General features: G+C 41.0%; 16 protein-coding genes and 1 pseudogene. 6 read left to right on the forward strand and 11 right to left on the reverse strand.

Annotated features, from left to right (window positions below; translation table 11 throughout):
- Nucleotides 1-47: 47 nt before the first annotated feature.
- A complete protein-coding gene (locus ANSO36C_RS12755; protein ID WP_251959829.1) occupies nt 48-299 on the reverse strand; it encodes an Asr1405/Asl0597 family protein in 252 nt (83 codons plus the stop codon).
- 52 nt (nt 300-351) lie between these two features.
- Nucleotides 352-1,092, reverse strand: a complete 741-nt coding sequence (gene cysE, locus ANSO36C_RS12760) for a serine O-acetyltransferase (protein ID WP_251959830.1) — start codon at nt 1,090-1,092, stop codon at nt 352-354.
- Nucleotides 1,093-1,908: 816 nt separating this feature from the next.
- Between cysE and ANSO36C_RS12765 the strand changes: the two genes are divergently transcribed.
- Entirely contained in the window at nt 1,909-2,469 is a 561-nt protein-coding gene (locus ANSO36C_RS12765; protein ID WP_251959831.1) for a Uma2 family endonuclease, read from the forward strand.
- A 43-nt stretch (nt 2,470-2,512) separates the two neighbouring features.
- On the opposite strand, the gene ANSO36C_RS12770 is transcribed toward ANSO36C_RS12765, so the two are convergent.
- From ANSO36C_RS12770 to ANSO36C_RS12795, 7 genes and pseudogenes are all read right to left on the reverse strand, one after another.
- Nucleotides 2,513-3,582 (reverse strand): ISKra4 family transposase gene (locus ANSO36C_RS12770; protein WP_251955560.1). Its coding sequence is split into 2 segments (ribosomal slippage): nt 2,513-3,426 and nt 3,426-3,582, totalling 1,071 coding nucleotides; the frame shifts between segments, so codons are not numbered across the junction.
- Nucleotides 3,583-3,592: 10 nt separating this feature from the next.
- On the reverse strand, nt 3,593-3,862 hold the full coding sequence (locus tag ANSO36C_RS12775) for a hypothetical protein (RefSeq protein ID WP_251959832.1): 270 nt from the start codon (nt 3,860-3,862) through the stop codon (nt 3,593-3,595).
- A gap of 32 nt (nt 3,863-3,894) precedes the next feature.
- On the reverse strand, nt 3,895-4,122 hold the full coding sequence (locus tag ANSO36C_RS12780) for a type II toxin-antitoxin system HicB family antitoxin (protein ID WP_251959833.1): 228 nt from the start codon (nt 4,120-4,122) through the stop codon (nt 3,895-3,897).
- Nucleotides 4,123-4,257: 135 nt separating this feature from the next.
- Nucleotides 4,258-4,503 (reverse strand): DUF6887 family protein, encoded by a 246-nt coding sequence (locus ANSO36C_RS12785; protein WP_174710332.1) that lies wholly within the window; start codon nt 4,501-4,503, stop codon nt 4,258-4,260.
- A complete protein-coding gene (locus tag ANSO36C_RS34855; RefSeq protein ID WP_372478263.1) occupies nt 4,487-4,630 on the reverse strand; it encodes a DUF6888 family protein in 144 nt (47 codons plus the stop codon). Before ANSO36C_RS34855 ends, ANSO36C_RS12785 begins: the two co-directional genes overlap by 17 nt.
- Before the next feature lie 129 nt (nt 4,631-4,759).
- Nucleotides 4,760-7,828, reverse strand: a complete 3,069-nt coding sequence (locus tag ANSO36C_RS12790) for a HEAT repeat domain-containing protein (RefSeq protein WP_251959834.1) — start codon at nt 7,826-7,828, stop codon at nt 4,760-4,762.
- 139 nt (nt 7,829-7,967) lie between these two features.
- Nucleotides 7,968-8,183 (reverse strand): annotated as a pseudogene (locus tag ANSO36C_RS12795) (zinc-binding dehydrogenase); the annotation flags it as partial.
- Between the two features lie 374 nt (nt 8,184-8,557).
- On the opposite strand from ANSO36C_RS12795, the gene ANSO36C_RS12800 reads away from it, so the two are divergent.
- The gene (locus ANSO36C_RS12800) at nt 8,558-10,162 is read left to right on the forward strand and encodes a PQQ-dependent sugar dehydrogenase (protein ID WP_251959835.1); all 1,605 of its coding nucleotides are present in this window, start codon (nt 8,558-8,560) and stop codon (nt 10,160-10,162) included.
- 592 nt (nt 10,163-10,754) lie between these two features.
- Nucleotides 10,755-12,908 (forward strand): PQQ-dependent sugar dehydrogenase, encoded by a 2,154-nt coding sequence (locus ANSO36C_RS12805; protein ID WP_251959836.1) that lies wholly within the window; start codon nt 10,755-10,757, stop codon nt 12,906-12,908.
- 364 nt (nt 12,909-13,272) lie between these two features.
- Here the strand turns inward: ANSO36C_RS12805 and ANSO36C_RS12810 are convergent, their stop codons facing one another.
- Nucleotides 13,273-14,238 (reverse strand): NAD(P)-dependent alcohol dehydrogenase, encoded by a 966-nt coding sequence (locus tag ANSO36C_RS12810; RefSeq protein WP_251959837.1) that lies wholly within the window; start codon nt 14,236-14,238, stop codon nt 13,273-13,275.
- A 156-nt stretch (nt 14,239-14,394) separates the two neighbouring features.
- Between ANSO36C_RS12810 and ANSO36C_RS12815 the strand changes: the two genes are divergently transcribed.
- Nucleotides 14,395-14,775, forward strand: coding sequence for an element excision factor XisH family protein (locus ANSO36C_RS12815; RefSeq protein ID WP_267145371.1), 381 nt, complete (start codon nt 14,395-14,397; stop codon nt 14,773-14,775).
- Nucleotides 14,757-15,122, forward strand: coding sequence for a XisI protein (locus tag ANSO36C_RS12820; protein ID WP_251959839.1), 366 nt, complete (start codon nt 14,757-14,759; stop codon nt 15,120-15,122). The genes ANSO36C_RS12815 and ANSO36C_RS12820 overlap by 19 nt, the downstream gene beginning before the upstream one ends.
- A gap of 61 nt (nt 15,123-15,183) precedes the next feature.
- Here ANSO36C_RS12820 and ANSO36C_RS12825 read toward each other — a convergent pair whose 3' ends face one another.
- The gene (locus tag ANSO36C_RS12825) at nt 15,184-15,732 is read right to left on the reverse strand and encodes a Uma2 family endonuclease (RefSeq protein ID WP_251959840.1); all 549 of its coding nucleotides are present in this window, start codon (nt 15,730-15,732) and stop codon (nt 15,184-15,186) included.
- A 1,075-nt stretch (nt 15,733-16,807) separates the two neighbouring features.
- Between ANSO36C_RS12825 and nifB the strand changes: the two genes are divergently transcribed.
- Nucleotides 16,808-18,256 (forward strand): nitrogenase cofactor biosynthesis protein NifB, encoded by a 1,449-nt coding sequence (gene nifB, locus ANSO36C_RS12830; RefSeq protein ID WP_251960322.1) that lies wholly within the window; start codon nt 16,808-16,810, stop codon nt 18,254-18,256.
- The last annotated feature ends 17 nt before the right edge of the window (nt 18,257-18,273 follow it).

Here is an 18,273-nt window from a genome sequence, read left to right on the forward strand (position 1 = left end):
CATGAATTCAAGATTAATCGTGCCTAAATTAGGTCTTTTTGAAATAATCATGACTCATCACTGTAATGCCAGCAACGCTCTAGCCATTCTAATAATTCGTGACGAGAAGCGAGAAGTTGCATAACTGTACTACGAATTAGAATTACTTCAAGCAAATTGTTCACTTGCACTCGTAAAGAACCATCAGGGGGACAAGAGCAATTAATTTTTAACTCTTGCAATCGGTGATAGATTCGCCAGCGATCGCTCAAAGGAATCTGCAAAACGTGATTTGTCATTTGTCGTTTGTCCTTTGTCATTTGTCAGTTGTCCTTTGTCCGTTGTCATTTGCAAATGACCAATGACCAATGACTAATGACTCTTGACTTGTAAAGCTTGCAGTTGTTTTTCGAGTTCTTCAACACGCGAGAGCAAAGAACGAATCACGGTTGCTTCCATATCGGGGAGCTTTCCATGTTCTAAAGGAGAAAGACTGACGTTTTCATTTCGGGAAATAATTCGACCGGGAATTCCTACAACTGTGCAATCGCTGGGGATATCTCGCAAGACAATGGAACCTGCGCCAATACGGACGCGATCGCCAATTTGCAAATTACCCAAAACTTTCGCACCCGCCCCAATCACTGCATGTTTACCCACTGTGGGATGACGCTTACCAGTTTCTTTACCAGTTCCGCCAAGGGTAACGCCCTGATAAATCAATGTAAAGTCGCCCACGATCGCAGTTTCGCCAATGACAACACCCATTCCGTGGTCGATAAACACGCCCTGGCCAATCTCTGCACCTGGGTGAATTTCAATTCCCGTTAAAAATCTCCCCAAGTGGGAAATGAAACGGGGGATAAAACCCACTCCTCGACCATGTAACCAGTGAGCAAGACGATGCAAACAGAGTGCGTGCAATCCGGGGTAGCAAAATACTACCTCTAGCCAATTCCGTGCTGCGGGATCGCGCTCAAAGATAATGCGAAAATCACTCAATAATGGCTCAAAAAAAACGCCAGAGAGTAAATTTTTCAGCATGGATTTATGTGCAGAATCCTGCTTTTTGGTATTGGGAGGATCACTAATACTGTCTAAAGACTGTTGCATCGGTAATGTCTATCTGGTAAAAGATTCATCTGCTATTTTTATGCTTATATCAGGTGACATCCAACTCGATACCAAACCCAATGCTGATTGGATTTATTGGATTGATTACAGTTGTACTCAAACGCCAAAACCCCGACTTAACATAAAGTTAAAATTTGTCTGGGGTTAGGGGTGCTGGTATTTAACGATAGGGGTACTAGTATTTTTAGGGCGGGGGTTAAGAATTTATGTTCGCGCTACAAGAAACTTTACCCGTAAGCCTTTGCTAAGATTTCGTCAAGATATTTTGCAATATATTAAGTTGTACTCAGATGCACTCAAACATGATTTAAATAAGACTACAAATCGATTTTTTGTATATGCTACTACTATTAGTATCCTATTATTTGGTTGGGCGAAAGACGGGTTTCTTTATTTTCTTTTAGGATTTGCTGTCTGTATGCAGATATACGTTTCAAAATATAGTTATAGCTCGTAGCGACTGTTTTCTTATTATATAGATGTGTGGGAATAGCGATCGCAAAATCTTAAAACAGCATAATAAGTAAATTCTACCTCTTTAGTGAGTTGCTCATCAGCAACCCTGTCGAGCAGAAAAACGTAATTTATACAGTATTTTGCAGTTTTTACCAGAAGTAAGTCGTGCTTAAGCGATAACTTCTCTGCGAGACGCTACACGTAGCTTGCTTCCCCGTAGGGGTACGTTAAGCTTTGCTAACGCCGGAATAATTGCCGCGATCGCAGATTAAACAAGATTATCTGAATCTATCTCATCTTAGTTTTATGATAGAAACAAGCCACTCTATGGTTTAACTTATGTCTTCTCCTGTCCTGGAAAAACCTTCGACTTCTGAGACTTCCTACGTTCTTCTATACAATGTCAGTTGGGAACAGTTAAAACAGCTTGATGTCGCCCTTGCAGGAACAAGCGCACGACTAAGTTATTTAGATGGGATTCTCGAAATTATGTCCCCACTTTCTGACGATCACGAGGACAGTAAAAAAACTCTGGCGATGTTGCTGGAAGTGTATCTGCGGGCAAAGAATATCCGCTTTTATGGACGGGGAAGTGCAACTATAGGTAAACAGGAAGACAAAACTCGACGAGAACCAGATGAGTCTTATAATTTAGGCACAAAAAAACCTATCCCCGATTTAATTTTGGAAATAACTGTCACAAGTGGCGGAATTAATAAGCTAGAAATTTATCGGCGGTTGCGAGTACCTGAAGTTTGGTTTTGGGAAGATGGTTTATTATCAGTTTATTGTTTGCAAAGTGACAGCTATATAAAAGTCTCTAAAAGTCCTTTATTGCCTGATTTGGATTTGGATTTATTAGCAAAATATGCGCTACTGATTAGCTCTTGCTTTTGCTAAAGTCATAATATGCTCTGGGAGCATCCAGTTTTGGCAGAAATACTCAAATAGCCAGTAAACCATTGAGATAAGCACAACGAACTGAGAGGATTTGATTAACACTATCAACATTCCATTGTGCGCCAGAAATTTTCATCCTAGCTCCAATCTGTTTAATAGCAGACTCGACTGCACCAGAACCAATAGAACAAAGTTGTTCAGCCTGGTAATAGCTGTAGTTGACAATGCGAGAGCGATGTTTTTCAAGATAAGCGATGAAGTTCTTAACTTGTTTGCCTCGACGATTATGAAATAAAGCTTTAGTTTCTTCGACTTGACCTTGCCACAAAAGAGTTTCAGCAACTTTAAGCCGCTTTAAAGAACCGCCAATTTTGTAGAGATTTTCTTTGAGGTGATACCAATCCAATATTTCCCAACGCTGAAAATGCTCTGTTTTACCAAACTCTTTGACTAAATTCCACACGCCATCATGACCATCCCCCAAGCATACTAATGGGTTAACCAGACGCTGGCTATTGACATAATCAACTAATGATTGGTTGTCATCAAAAAACGCACTATAGTAAATTCCTTGTAGTCTTACGGTTTTATAGTCTCGCCAGTGACACCCGGCTTTCGGTTTACCCCGGAGTCGGACTTTTCCCCCATCTACACTGACTTCTGAAACTGCTTGTTTTGCAAGTGGTAATTCAAAATCTTGTGACAGTACTAATTTTTGTTGCGTTGAGTGACCCACTTTCACTCCTGTCAATGCCTCAACTTCAATTTCTGCTTTTTGGTATGATTCGTTAGCTGACAGCCTCAAACAACACTTTTGAAGTAATGGGCTTAACCGACTTCTGGGCTTCAAACCCAGTTTCTGTAACTGTTTGGCTTTAAGAGTCAGTTCCCCCACCAAGCTTTTAATTTTCCTGGTTTTACCTACTTTTGTTCCAGTTTTTTGTTCGATAAAAAAAGGGCTATTTCTGGGCTAACTAGTTCTAATATTTGACTGCGAACTGTTTTTTCTATGCCTTCCAGGTCTGTTAGCTTACTTTTGTCTGCTTCTTCATACAACAATGTTGCCACTTCTTGTAAGCACGCTTTGAGCCGTTCTTGTTTATCCTGGTTCATGATTCCTGGTTCACGCTTCTTTCTGTCTGTTATTTTCTCCTAAAATCTGTATATCTTCCAAAAGTGGATGCTCCCTATGCTCTAGCGTGAGGAAATGATCTAACTCTCGCTGGTCACTTCCTGTAACACCTTCAGTTTTTGCGCGGTAAACGAGATCCTCTAAACGGTCTTTGGCTGCATCCGAGAGTTTGAAATCGATAACACTTTGGGGGGTGGTTCCAGCAGCAATAAACTCTATAATTTCGTCGTAGACTTTGGTAGTATTTACAGATGTAGTCATGAGATTAGCTCTTTTTATTTAATTTAACTGATTTACAACGCTACTTTTAACGACTTTCCTAGCGTTTTAGGCTCTGGTAGAGGTTCACCGTCAGCCAAAGATGATTCAATCAGCATTTCTAAAACTTCTTGAGCATTTTTAAGAGCGTCTTCATAAGTTTCTCCGTGAGTACAAGGCTGCATTATATGGGTAAACTCAGGTAGCAAAACTACATAACATTGGTCTTCTTCTGACCATTGAATAATAATTGTATATTTCATATAGCAATCCTATTTGATTTGTGAAAATCACAAGACTAAGATCCCCGACTTCTCTAAGAAGTCGGGGATCTCTTTGTTCACGAATGATTTAGGCAACTTCTGTATTGTTCATAATTTTTAGCCAATCTTTTATTCTTAACTTTGAGAATCTTGCTTGCTTTGATTTGCTTGCTCAATGCGTTGCCTAATTGCTTCTTCTGCAATGCGAATATTTTCTTCTATTGGCGTACCGTCTTCAGCTACCATTGGCCCGTACCATGTTGCTTCTGAATCAGGAGTGCGGCGACCATACAAAACACGCAAAGGCTCTACATCTTCCCGGTGTGCAAGTGCGTAAGCTATTAGTTCTTTGTTAGTCATTGCTTCAAAATTCGGTCGCATTTAAAAACCTCCAGTTTCCATTAGCAGGTACAATGATTTGGAGTTCTTCATTGACAAAAATAAATACAACTCCGGTTTGGTCATCAAAGCGAAATAGCTCAATACTCCGATAGGTGTTTGACAACATCTGACAGACACGTAGACAGGCTATAGCTTGTGCGTATGTTGGGTAAATCGTCTGTTCCTCAATTGTGACATGGATAATAGTAAGCCTTTCTTTTGCGGTTTCTACTGTGAATAGTAAATCAGCTTACATTTACTCTTCCAACTGCTTTAACTTCTTCTGAGCAAATTCCCGCACTTGCTCATCTGGGTCATTCTCTGCGCGATCGCGCAACAGTGGTAAAGTCTGGGGATGCTGAGGAAATTGCTCAATGATTGCCTTAAGTGCTATTTGCCGAGAAGGAACATTTCTGGTATCAGAGAAATCCCAATCTATCCAATCAAAGGAATCATCAACAGCACACTCATGAAGAAAATCATAAATTTCAGGACTAATCTGCCAACTCCTAATCAGTTCTTCCATCACTTCGTGTTTGAGATAGTTGAAATTATCAACTTGAGCAAATTCTTTAAGGAAAGATAAAATATTAAGTTGATTTTTCCATCCCTGTGCTAACTCTTGCAGTACTGTACTTTGTACTACCCAATCATTACTAGACTGAGCAAGAGATTTGAGCATTGGCAAAGTATCTGGGTCATCTTTCCAACCTCGTGCTAATTCTCGCACTGCCATAGTTTGTATGCTCGTATCCTCACTAAATTGAGTAAGGGATTTGAGCATTGGCAAAGTATCTGAGTCATCTTTCCAACCTCGCGCTAATTCTTGTATTGCTGCATAGGCAGATCTGTTCTCTCTATATTTGTCCTCTCCATAATGAAAAGCTTGAACAAGAGATTTGAGTATTGATAAAGTATCTGGGTCATCTTTCCAACCTCGCGCTAATTCTTGTATTGCCATAGCTGCCATATATCCATAACCATACACAGCTAAATTTTTTAGCCAAGGTAATGTCTCTACGTGGTTACTCCACGTAGTTGTAATGACTGAAATTACCTTGGTACTAATTGTATGGATTAAGTTAGCTTCTTCTTCTGGGAAGGTATAACCCATATCTTCTCCGCTATACGGAGCATAAACCTCAACTAGTTTTTTTAGACGCTCAACTAATTTATTATCAGTTGATGTAATCGCCAAGCGGTTTCTTATATCTGACATACACTCAGATGCGAGAATAAGTATGTCAATAACTTCTACTTCACACCATTCATTTATTTGTTCATCATATACTTCAATTAAATCATCAATAATATCACCTGCAAACTTTGGCTCAAGCATTCCTGTTATCAAGCGTAGAACTTCACGCCAACTTTCATCTCGCCAGTGTTTGCCAAAAACTTCATTCTTAAGTTCCTCAAGAGTCAGCGTTTGCGTTTCTTTAAACTGCCAGACAAACTCCCAAGCACAGAAATATTCTAAAAATGTCCGATGCACAAAAGCATAATAATCCGCACCCAGGAAACATAACATAAAGTTGCGAGTTCGCAGTTGATCTTTCATTACCTGCGCCGCTTCTCTGGGTTTATCAAATTCTATGGTTTTGAGATAATCAGTCAGAACTTTGACTAAATCATTTTCATTAATCAAATTACCTGCCAAACCTTTATCACCAGTTTGCATAAGATAAGCAACCTGACGCAGCATCGCTTGCTTATCCTTATAATCAATCGTCTTGGGATCTAACCTCTTATCTTCTATCAAAGCGCGTTCCACATCCCATTGATGTAGCAGTACCCGCGATGCTTGATTATAAAGCTCCGCTCTATCTCTTGGTAGCTCTTGATTCCGATTAAGAATTGCCATCATCGTCAACAGCAGAGGATTTCCCGCCAATTCTGCAATAGATTTGGAAGCTTCAATTCCTCTTTTTAGCCGTTCCCGTTTTCTGACTTTATCTACTGCATCGGTAAAAGTTAACTCATGCCAACGGTTGATAAAATCCTGAATTTGTTCTGAGTCTAAATCTTGTAAGATAAAGTGGCGAAACTTAGCATTCAGAAATGGTTGCGGTTTATAGCCAATAATCCGAGAAGTGACAATTACTTGCACATCAGGATAGTCTTTAGTAAAGCTATGAATATCAGTAATTACATCCTTTCGCTTACCAGCCTCAAATACCTCATCCAAACCATCAAACATCACTAAGGCATTACCAGCTTTTAATTGTTTATCTAGTTCAAGCTGATTGAGATGATGAATTGCACCACTACCTTGATGGAAGAAATTTAGAAAACTTTGATTCTCTTTATTCTCGCGCCACCGCATATAGGTGTTTAATTCAATTAGCAAGGGAATTGGTAATGAAATAACATTATCCAGTGGAGACTCAGCCCAATTCAAAGCCAGAAATTGCAACAATGTAGACTTCCCGGAACCAGGATCGCCCAAAATTACAAGATATTTATAATCTTGCTTTTTATTGACAACATCTAAAACTGAACGGGTCGGCTGTTCAAAATAAACCCGTTTGTGGCGTTCTAATTCTTCTAATTCAACAGCTTCTACTTGCTCGCTTTCTCGCAGCCGTCTAAGATGTTCTTTAGGCAGTTCGTGAACTTGCGCTAAAACTTGATGAGTTTCCCGGACATTTTGAGCAGTAAAAATCCGCCATAATTTCAGTTCGTTATAGGCATAGCCGCTTGTATCTAAGCTATCTAATTTGAGATTGCCATAGCACTCGCGGATTCCTTCTTGATATTTAACTAAATCAAATGTGGTAATTTTCTCAGCATTGCCTTCTAAGATATCTTTGATTTTATCCAGATTTTGGGAATCGTGAATATCTCTGAGTTCAGGAATACCTTGAATTATCTCTTTAACTTTTTGCAGATATTTTTTAGCAACCCGCTTCCAGTTAAAATCATCTGGTAACGGATTTGAAACATTAACTTTATCCCACATCTCTTGTAATTTATTAGTGTCTATAGCTGGATTATTATCTTTAAAGGCATTTCCCAAAATTTCTTTGACTTCTTGAACTTTGAGAAATTGCTTTATCGGCTGCGTATACTTTTTGATTTCATCTTCAGAAAGTTCTCCACCTTTTAAATCTTCCTGCACGAGTTGTAAAAATTCTTTTAAAGCTTTCCCAGCAGCGATTTCTATATCTTCCTTTTTCAGTTTTTCTAAAATATTGCCAGGGATGCCTTTTAATAAATCTTTAGCCCAATCTTTAGCAGCATCCTTGGCTAAGTCTTCCAGAATGGGTTTAAAAATCAACCCGGCGGCCTGAGTTACACCCCAAATAGCTAACCAGTCCAGCATAATACTCGCTTCTGTTGAGAGTTTGATTACGAGTATATCCACTAGCTTGGGTAATGTTTCCAGATTTCAGAGTTATTGCAGAAACACATTCTCTGGTTACGCCAAAATAATTGCTGCGATCGCATACTGGGACGCCTCATCATAAGCTCAAAAACCCATCTGGTACAATCGGTGCTTTATTTATTCTTCTCTTTGAGCGATCGCTAATATGCATGAAGGCAATTTTCCCCACAGCACGCCCAGTTTCGCTATAATCATGAGCCGCCGCTAGTTCTTGTAAGGGATATGTGCGATCAATTACTGCACAAATTTTACCCACTTCAATCAATTTTTTCAGATAAAGCAAATCCTGAGTGATACACCGTTGGATTTAAGGACTCTTTTGGTTTGAGAGAGCGATCGCTCTTTCAACTCTCGGTTCACCCATTTTTTGATAAGTTATATCATGTCCGTTTAATTACTTATTAAACCTGAAGAGCCTCAAAGAGCCAAAGCTACGTATTGTCTCCCCTGTACTTGCTAAGGCGTTGGGAATGGCATTCAATGGCCGTAAAAAACGTAAGTAATTATACGGTAGTAATATAAGAAAAAATGAGAGGACATAAAGATATTTTAAGTATTTAAAAAAACTAGCAACCCTGAGTTAACTTGATGCAAACTCTCAGTAAAATCGGCTAGCCGAGAGTTGTGTGTCAGATAAATCACTATCATGCTAGAGGGAAGTTCAAAATGGTTGCATTTACTTTAAAACCAACACAGATACTTAGAGGTATATTATCCGCATCGCTACTTAGTCTGATGTCATTAGAGGTTCTTATCACCGCAGCGTTCGGCAACCCGCCCCCTGCGTCTGTTGAAACTAAGCTGAAAGTGCCTAGTACAATGACCTCTTGGCCCTTTAACACTAGCCGTTACTTGAAAGTGCCGCCCAATTTTTCCGCCTCTGTTTATGCTCGCATTAACAAAGCCCGCTTTATGGCAGTTGCTCCCAATGGGGATCTTCTCGTATCACAGCCAAGTACCGGTAAAGTGTTAATTGTCCGACCCAATGGCAGCAAAGACCCAATTATTTCTGACTTCGTGACGGGTTTACGCAAACCACACGACATTGTGTTTCATAAGATTGGTAACACCACATACATTTATATTGCTGAGACTCATCAAATTAACCGCTTCATCTACAACTCTGGAGATATAGTCGCCAAAAATCGCCAAATCGTTGTAATTGGTTTACCAGACAGCAGTACATCAGAACTTAAAGGATCTTATGGTCACGAACTGAAAAATATCGCACTTGATGCCAACCACAAACTATACGTGTCCATCGCCTCTACGTGCAATGCCTGCAAACAAGATACTGTCAGTAACCCAAAGCGTGGTGCGATTTACGTCTACAACGCTGATGGAACCAATCAGCGGCTTTTTGCCCAAGGTTTACGTAATGCCGAAGGATTAGCATTCGTACCTGGTACGAATGACTTTTGGGTAGTCGTTAATAATCGAGACCAGATTGCTTATCCCTTCAATGATAGCAGTGGTAATTACGGTAAAATTATTCCCTCTTATGTAGACAACCACCCACCAGAGGAGTTCACACGAGTCCGAGATGGCGGTAACTACGGTTGGCCATTCTGCAACCCCAATCCAGACACGCCAAATGGCCTCAACAATATGCCATTTGATCGCGACTATCAGTACAATGCTGATGGAAATGTTAATTGCAATGCATTGGATAAGATTACCAAGGGTATTCAAGCCCATTCCGCTCCTTTGGGATTAACATTCTTACAAAATACCAACTTTCCCAGCCTGTACTCAAGTGGAGTAGTGACGGCGTTGCATGGTTCATGGAATCGGCAGAAGAAAACGGGCTACAAAATATCTTACTTTCCCTGGAACAGTACGACAAAGACCCCAGGAGATGAGATGGATTTAGTCAATGGTTGGCTAATTCCAGAAACGCAAGAAGTCTGGGGGCGACCTGTGGATATGGTAGTCGATCAGCAAGGTAATTTGTTAATTTCTGATGATTACAGTGGCACTATCTACAAGCTCTCCTACACGCCTTCACAACAGGTTAAGGTCTACAAAGACCCAAATTTGACTGGAGTTTCCCAGTCTTTTCCTACAACTCCAGGAGTATACAAAGCTAATCAAGGTGGCTTAAATGTTGTAGGGAATGACGCTATTAGCTCATTAAGTGTACCATCGGGTACGGTAGTACGTGTTTGCCAAAATGAAACTGGTGGTCTGTGCCGTGAGTTTAGTGCTGGTGATTATAAATCTCTTGGAGCTGACTTAGATAACATAATATCTTTTATAGAAGTCAAGTAGTACCAGTCACCGAATTTTAGATTTTAAATTTTGGATTTTGGCTTAAATAGTTTAAAATCCAAAATTTAAACAAGTCCCAAAGCAAGCGAATTTAAACGCGAGAACAATTTTATTATCCAAAATCAAAAATTGAGTCACCTGTGCTATTGCTTTTGGCTTATCGAGGAAGTCAGGAGGGAGAGGGCAGTTCAAGAGAGGGTAATTTTTACCACAGCACGTCCAGTTTTGCTATAACCATAAATCTATAAGGCCGATGGATCGAGTTCAAAGGTTCACTGACGGAGCTATCAGTAAAAAATATACCTAGCGAAGTATTGTCAAAAACTAGTATCTTTAAGTAGAATTCATTCGAAGGGATTTCCAAATAAAAAAATATTCAGCAACTACATCTTGTGGAATAAGGTCTTGTCTGCCTTCGGCTAGGGGCGAGTAAGACCTCACTCCACAAGATGGAATGATTTATTTATTGAAAATTCCTAACTCTCTCTCAAAAAAATCGAACAAACATCCAAGAGTTGTGTGTCAAATAAATCACTAGCACGCTAATAAAAGGAAGTTTAAAATGAGTGTGTTTTTCTTAAATCCAATACAGATGCTCAGACGCATACTACCTTCATCGCTAGTTACTTTGATTGCCTCAGTTACTAGTCTGATATCGTTAGAAGTTTTTCCTAACGCAGCATTCGCTCAACCTCCAGACGCGTCTGTTGAAACCCAGCTGAAAGTGCCTTACACGATGAGCTATACGCCTTTTAATATTAGCCGTTACTTAAAAGTGCCGCCCAATTTTTCCGCCTCTGTTTATGCTCGCATTGACAAAGCCCGCTTTATGGCAGTTGCTCCCAATGGGGATCTTCTCGTATCACAGCCAAGTACCGGTAAAGTGTTAATTGTCCGACCCAATGGCAGCAAAGACCCAATTATTTCTGACTTCGTGACGGGTTTACGCAAACCACACGACATTGTGTTTCATAAGATTGGTAACACCACATACATTTATATTGCTGAGACTCATCAAATTAACCGCTTCATCTACAACTCTGGAGATATAGTCGCCAAAAATCGCCAAATCGTTGTAATTGGTTTACCAGACAGCAGTACATCAGAACTTAAAGGATCTTATGGTCACGAACTGAAAAATATCGCACTTGATGCCAACCACAAACTATACGTGTCCATCGCCTCTACGTGCAATGCCTGCAAACAAGATACTGTCAGTAACCCAAAGCGTGGTGCGATTTACGTCTACAACGCTGATGGAACCAATCAGCGGCTTTTTGCCCAAGGTTTACGTAATGCCGAAGGATTAGCATTCGTACCTGGTACGAATGACTTTTGGGTAGTCGTTAATAATCGAGACCAGATTGCTTATCCCTTCAATGATAGCAGTGGTAATTACGGTAAAATTATTCCCTCTTATGTAGACAACCACCCACCAGAGGAGTTCACACGAGTCCGAGATGGCGGTAACTACGGTTGGCCATTCTGCAACCCCAATCCAGACACGCCAAATGGCCTCAACAATATGCCATTTGATCGCGACTATCAGTACAATGCTGATGGAAATGTTAATTGCAATGCATTGGATAAGATTACCAAGGGTATTCAAGCCCATTCCGCTCCTTTGGGATTAACATTCTTACAAAATACCAACTTTCCCAGCCTGTACTCAAGTGGAGTAGTGACGGCGTTGCATGGTTCATGGAATCGGCAGAAGAAAACGGGCTACAAAATATCTTACTTTCCCTGGAACAGTACGACAAAGACCCCAGGAGATGAGATGGATTTAGTCAATGGTTGGCTAATTCCAGAAACGCAAGAAGTCTGGGGGCGACCTGTGGATATGGTAGTCGATCAGCAAGGTAATTTGTTAATTTCTGATGATTACAGTGGCACTATCTACAAGCTCTCCTACACGCCTTCACAACAGGTTAAGGTCTACAAAGACCCAAATTTGACTGGAGTTTCCCAGTCTTTTCCTACAACTTCAGGAGTATACGAAGCAATCAAAGGGAACTTAAGTATTGTAGGGAATGACGCTATTAGCTCACTAAGTGTACCACCGGGTACGGTAGTACGTGTTTGCCAACATGAAACTGGTGGTTTATGCCGTGAGTATAACGCTGGTGATCATAATTACGTCGGAGCTGACTTGGATAACATAATATCGTTTATAGAGGTCAGACTCTCTTCTACACCCTCACAACAGGTTAGGGTCTACAAAGACCCGAATTTAACTGGAGTTTCCCAGTCTTTTCCTGCAACTCAAGGAGTATACGAAGCAATCAAAGGGAACTTAAGTATTGTAGGGAATGACGCTATTAGCTCACTAAGTGTACCACCGGGTACGGTAGTACGTGTTTGCCAACATGAAACTGGTGGTTTATGCCGTGAGTATAACGCTGGTGATCATAATTACGTCGGAGCTGACTTGGATAACATAATATCGTTTATAGAGGTCAGACTCTCTTCTACACCTTCACAACAGGTTAGGGTCTACAAAGACCCGAATTTAACTGGAGTTTCCCAGTCTTTTCCTGCAACTCCAGGAGTATACGAAGCAATCAAAGGGAACTTAAGTATTGTAGGGAATGACGCTATTAGCTCATTAAGTGTACCACCGGGTACAGTGGTACGTGTTTGCCAAACTGAAAGTGGTGGTCTATGCCGTGAGTTTAGTGCTGGTGATTATAATTACGTTGGAGCTGACTTGGACAACATAATATCGTTTATAGAGGTCAAATAGTACCAAATTTGCAAAGAAAATTTGGGATGCTCTTCTGTTTTAGCTAAATCAACTACTTACCTCATAAGCCATTTGTGCTGCTTTTTTAGTCAGTTGACTGTTAAGGCTCATGAATCAATATATGCAAGTCTGCCTTTTAGACATCTGGTAAAAATGGTGTAGAGACATAGTAGTGCTACGTCTCTACAAGGGTTTCAGGTAACGTATAATTAATTTCTGGAGATGTCTAAGGGTTTTAGATAATGCATTTTTAGATAATGCATATTTAATTTCTGGAGATGTCTTTTGAACTAAAATATAACTCCAGAGATAGCGAAAGTTTGAGAAACAGCATTTCAGCTGACTTGCAGAGCTTGACTTACAATCAATTGCTAACTGCGATGTCTACGGCCGGCTGCGCGATCGCAATTTTACCCACTGCACGCCCAGTTTCACTATAAATATGAGCCGCCGCTAGTTCTTGTAAGGGATATGTGCGATCAATCACCACACGAATTTTACCCGCTTCAATCAATTCTTTCAGATAAACCAAATCCTGAGTGTTGGGTTTTTCCAGGATAAATTTCGCTTTTTGAACGGGAAGGAATGCTGTTAAAAGGCTCTCTAAGAAGACTTCGGGACTTGGTAGCGTGGTGATATAAATTCCGTTGGGTTTGAGGACTTTTTTGGTTTGTGAGAGCGATCGTTTACCCACTGCATCAAAGATAATGTCATACTGCGCTATATCTTGGGTGAAATCTTGCTGCGTATAATCAATCACGCGGTCAGAACCCAGAGATTTCACCAAATCCAAGTTTTTGGTACTGCAAACTCCCGTCACCACTGCCCCTAAAGCTTTAGCAATTTGCACTGCAAAAATCCCTACACCGCCCGCAGCACCATTAATCAAAACACTTTGTCCTGTTTGAATATTTCCCTCATTTCGCAGCGCTTGCAGAGCCGTGAGCGCTGCTAAAGGAACAGCCCCAGCTTCTTCATAAGATAGATTCGTTGGTTTGAGAGCCACCACATTTTCTGGAACAGCTGCAAATTCGGCATAACCTCCTCCAGGGAAACTAGTACTGCCATAGATAGCATCTCCTGGTTTAAAATGAGTGACACCAGAGCCAACGGCTACCACATCTCCCGCCACATCAAACCCCAAAATCTTCGGAAAATTGCTGCCGGTAATCAAACTCAACATTCCTTGGCGAATTTTCCAATCAATGGGATTAACGCTACTAGCACGAACTTTCACAAGTAACTGTGTTGGCTCAATTTTCGGCTGTTCTACCTCTTCATACTGCAACACCTCAGCCGCGCCATACCGACGGATAACCACTGCTTTCATCACATTCCTCCTGCTACCATATTTTGCTGAATGAACTCAGACAGCCTGTTTTTCCTGATAAATCTAGTGTAGCGATTTCCTAAAATAGAAATATCAGTCTAAAACTACACCTGTATGCCAGCTAGAGACATCTATCACAATAATGTCAAAAATGCTTTGATTAAAGACAAATGGATAATTACTCATGACCCACTGACCCTGAAGTTTGGTAAAAAAGATTTGTATGTTGATTTAGGTGCTAGACAACTGCTGGCGGTACAAAAAGCAGAATCTAAAATTGCAGTTGTAATTAAAAGTTTTACAGAAAAATCAGATGTTGATGATTTAGAAAAAGCGTTAGGTCAGTATATTTTATATCAGGATATATTAATTGAGTTAGAGCCAGAGCGAATGTTATATCTTGCAGTACCTAACAGAATTTTTGATGATTTGTTTGAAGAACCGATCGGCAAACTGTTACTGAGAAATCATCGTTTAAAGCTGATTACCTTTGCTCCAAAACAGGAGGTCATTAAACAATGGATTATACCAAGTTAGACCACTATAGCCAGGTGATTGAAACTATTCTTAGTGAGTATGCTTCCTTGAGTTATTCCTATGCCGATATTCAATCAGAAGTGGTGTCTGATCGAAGCCGCGTTGGCGCAGCCTCTCTGAAAGAGACTCGCTATTTGTGGATGGATATAGGTTGGGATGGCGATCGCCGCATTCACGGCTGTCTGGTTCATATTGACTTGATTGATGGCAAAATCTGGATTCAACGAGATGGCACGGAAGAAGGCATTGCTGCCGATTTAGAACGGGCTGGAATTCCTAAAGAACATATCGTGCTTGGCTTTCGTCCACCAGAGTTAAGACCTTACACAGGTTATGCAGTTGCTTAAGGTGCGTAGGCGCAGCCCGTCGTAGACATCGCTCTTTAAAAGTTAACACGGAACATTCTGTTTATTCTTCAGTGTTAAATAGAACACCTTCATACAACAGTTCAATCGGACACTCAAATTCAATGCTCGATAGAGTGACGATATCTCCAGCCGTGTAAGGATAGTAAAGCCACATCCTACCCTCTCCCCGACAGTAACGCTCAACGGAGATTTTTTCCGAGTCAATCAAGATATATTCTTGCAAACTGGGGATTGTCAAATAATAAGTAAATTTTTCATCCCGATCTTTAGCACTTGTACTTGGCGAAAGAACTTCAGCAATCAGCTTGGGATGTTGAATAAATTTGCGGGCATTAAGGTCTTCAGGGTCGCAACTGACAATAACATCAGGATAATAGTAGCGACTCTGAGGAGTGAGTTGCACTTTCACGTCTGACACATTCGCTCGACAACCTCTGGAACGCAAATGAGGGTACAAAGGTCTGTAGAGATTTAGTGCAATGTCATTATGGGGAATTGTACCGCCTGTCATGGCAAATACTTCGCCATTTGCATATTCGTAGCGAAGGTCTTGCTGAGGTTCCCATTCCAGATATTCCTCAACGGTCATTTTTGGCGGTTGTTGGGGATAGCTATCATAAACTCAGATTTTTTCACGCTTGGCTTGATTGTAGCTGCTTCGGGGGTGAGGTTTTTGCTAAGGTTTGTAATGAGCAATTCAGAAAATTCATTGCGATCGCACAATCATGTTAGATTATAGTTTGTTGTTTCTCTTAAACACAAAATCCGACAGTTTCCTACCCATCTCCTCATTGTGGGAATGAAAAAAAAGAGTTAAAAGTTAAGTTTTTTGAAAATGATATGCAGACAACACGCCTATTTTCATTACCTCACATCGCTTATCACACAAGACTTACAACCACAATTGAATATGATTGTCAAAGCAAAAATTAAAAAAATATGAAGTGCATTTTTACCCTCAAAAAAATGATATGTTAGATACAGAATTGAATTTCGCACGTTTCTGGAGTAAAACAATATAGATTACTCCAGTTTTTCACCCTCAAACCCTTGGTATCTCTTGCTTTTGACGGAACTTGAGGGCAACCTGAGTACACATTTAAATAGCCCAAACCCAGTTATAAGTAGATTAAATTCCTTACTGGGATTGGGTTTTGGCTGAGTACAAAGAAATCCTGAACCCCTATCTATAAACACTAGAACCCCAACCAAAAAAGACTAGAACCCCTACCTGAAAAAAACTTTTTTAATTCTTGTAATGCTTGAAGAATTAGGGTTTTTAGTATTTGAGTACAAAAGTAATAAATCCAATAAATTCTATCCTAGAGAGACGCAACATCTGGCTGGGAGACGGCTGCTATAAATCTTATATCGCCAATCACCTAACGCTCTGAAACGAAGCGAAGGGTGAGTGGAGGGATGACATAGCACCATGCCTGAAGTGAAGAGAAGTCGCGGCTGTAAGCACAATTCTACCCAAGAACCGAACGTTGACACACACCAGCCGAACATCAGATATCTATCGCCTGCCTTACTTGAAAACAAGTCGCCCTCACCCAAGGGTTTGCAGGAAGTGTGGAAGACGCGACTTCAATTCTGGGCATGAAAGAGCAGCAACATCTCCCACAGTGGCAGCCAAGTCCACCGACCTTTTGCGAAACTCAATGACATCACCGTCTACACGACTCCTCAACTCCAACGCTACGGAATCGCCAACCCAAGCAAAATCAGGTGGTTGCGGCTGTGACAGCACCACCAGCACCACCGTGGAAAGGGACGAAAAGCTCCAAGAACGAATTGCTAAACATCCCTGCTACAGCGAAGACGCTCATCACCACTATGCCCGGATGCACGTTGCAGTTGCACCAGCTTGCAACATTCAATGCAACTATTGCAACCGCAAATATGATTGCGCTAACGAAAGCCGCCCTGGAGTAGTTAGCGAATTGCTAACACCAGAAGAAGCAGCACACAAAGCTTTGGTCATTGGTGGTAAGATTCCCCAAATGACAGTTGTGGGAATTGCCGGCCCTGGCGACCCATTGGCGAACCCAGAAAAAACTTTCCGCACATTTGAGTTGATTGCAGAGCAAGCACCAGATATCAAGCTTTGCTTATCAACCAATGGTTTAATGCTGCCAGACTACATCGATCGCATTAAACAATTAAATATAGATCACGTTACGATCACCATTAACATGGTAGATCCAGAGATCGGTGCATTGATTTATCCTTGGGTTCACTACAGACGTAAGCGTTACAGAGGACTTGAAGGTGCAAAAATCCTCCACGAAAGACAGATGGAAGGATTGCAAGCCCTGAAAGATGCTGACATCTTGTGCAAAGTCAACTCCGTGATGATTCCCGGAATTAATGACCATCACTTAGTCGAAGTGAATCGAGTCATTCGTGAGAAAGGTGCATTCTTGCACAACATCATGCCATTGATTTCTGCACCAGAACATGGCACACACTTCGGTTTAACTGGTCAACGTGGCCCCACACCCAAAGAACTTAAAGAAGTTCAAGACAACTGCTCCGGTAACATGAAAATGATGCGTCACTGTCGCCAGTGCCGTGCCGATGCAGTAGGATTATTAGGAGAAGACCGCAGCCAAGAATTTTCCAAAGAGAAATTCTTGGAAATGGCTCCCGAATATGACATGGAACAACGCGCTACCGTTCACGAAGGGATTGAGAAGTTTAAAGAAGAACTTAAAGTAGCCAAAGATAAAGCGCTAGCTGGTAAGAAAATTGCCAACAGTCCTAAAATCTTAGTTGCAGTAGCAACCAAAGGCGGCGGATTGGTTAACCAACACTTCGGTCATGCTAAAGAATTCCAAATTTACGAAGTGGGTGGGGACGAAGTTCGCTTTGTCAGTCACCGCAAAATTGACCAATACTGCCAAGGTGGATACGGCGAAGAAGCTTCTTTTGAGCATATTATGAAAGCGATCGCAGATTGCAAAGCAGTTTTAGTCTCCAAGATTGGTAACTGTCCTCAAGAAAAATTGCAAGAAGCTGGAATCAAGACTGTTGAAGCTTACGACGTAATTGAAAAGGTTGCTTTGGAGTTCTACGAGCAATACGTTAAGGAATTAGGGAATAACTAATAGGGCATGGGGCATAG

It is taken from the genome of Nostoc cf. commune SO-36, from assembly GCF_023734775.1.
GTDB lineage: Bacteria > Cyanobacteriota > Cyanobacteriia > Cyanobacteriales > Nostocaceae > Nostoc > Nostoc commune_A.

What these genes read in the sequence shown, in the direction of transcription:
- ANSO36C_RS12765 (WP_251959831.1), top strand. Translation starts at nt 1,909, where the DNA reads ATGTCTTCTCCTGTCCTGGAAAAACCTTCGACTTCTGAGACTTCCTAC.
- ANSO36C_RS12825 (WP_251959840.1), bottom strand. Translation starts at nt 15,732, where the DNA reads ATGACCGTTGAGGAATATCTGGAATGGGAACCTCAGCAAGACCTTCGC.
- ANSO36C_RS12810 (WP_251959837.1), bottom strand. Translation starts at nt 14,238, where the DNA reads ATGAAAGCAGTGGTTATCCGTCGGTATGGCGCGGCTGAGGTGTTGCAG.
- ANSO36C_RS12800 (WP_251959835.1), top strand. Translation starts at nt 8,558, where the DNA reads ATGGTTGCATTTACTTTAAAACCAACACAGATACTTAGAGGTATATTA.
- ANSO36C_RS34855 (WP_372478263.1), bottom strand. Translation starts at nt 4,630, where the DNA reads ATGTTGTCAAACACCTATCGGAGTATTGAGCTATTTCGCTTTGATGAC.
- ANSO36C_RS12780 (WP_251959833.1), bottom strand. Translation starts at nt 4,122, where the DNA reads ATGAAATATACAATTATTATTCAATGGTCAGAAGAAGACCAATGTTAT.
- ANSO36C_RS12790 (WP_251959834.1), bottom strand. Translation starts at nt 7,828, where the DNA reads ATGCTGGACTGGTTAGCTATTTGGGGTGTAACTCAGGCCGCCGGGTTG.
- ANSO36C_RS12820 (WP_251959839.1), top strand. Translation starts at nt 14,757, where the DNA reads ATGGATTATACCAAGTTAGACCACTATAGCCAGGTGATTGAAACTATT.
- cysE (WP_251959830.1), bottom strand. Translation starts at nt 1,092, where the DNA reads ATGCAACAGTCTTTAGACAGTATTAGTGATCCTCCCAATACCAAAAAG.
- ANSO36C_RS12755 (WP_251959829.1), bottom strand. Translation starts at nt 299, where the DNA reads ATGACAAAGGACAAACGACAAATGACAAATCACGTTTTGCAGATTCCT.
- ANSO36C_RS12805 (WP_251959836.1), top strand. Translation starts at nt 10,755, where the DNA reads ATGCTCAGACGCATACTACCTTCATCGCTAGTTACTTTGATTGCCTCA.
- ANSO36C_RS12775 (WP_251959832.1), bottom strand. Translation starts at nt 3,862, where the DNA reads ATGACTACATCTGTAAATACTACCAAAGTCTACGACGAAATTATAGAG.
- nifB (WP_251960322.1), top strand. Translation starts at nt 16,808, where the DNA reads ATGACATCACCGTCTACACGACTCCTCAACTCCAACGCTACGGAATCG.
- ANSO36C_RS12785 (WP_174710332.1), bottom strand. Translation starts at nt 4,503, where the DNA reads ATGCGACCGAATTTTGAAGCAATGACTAACAAAGAACTAATAGCTTAC.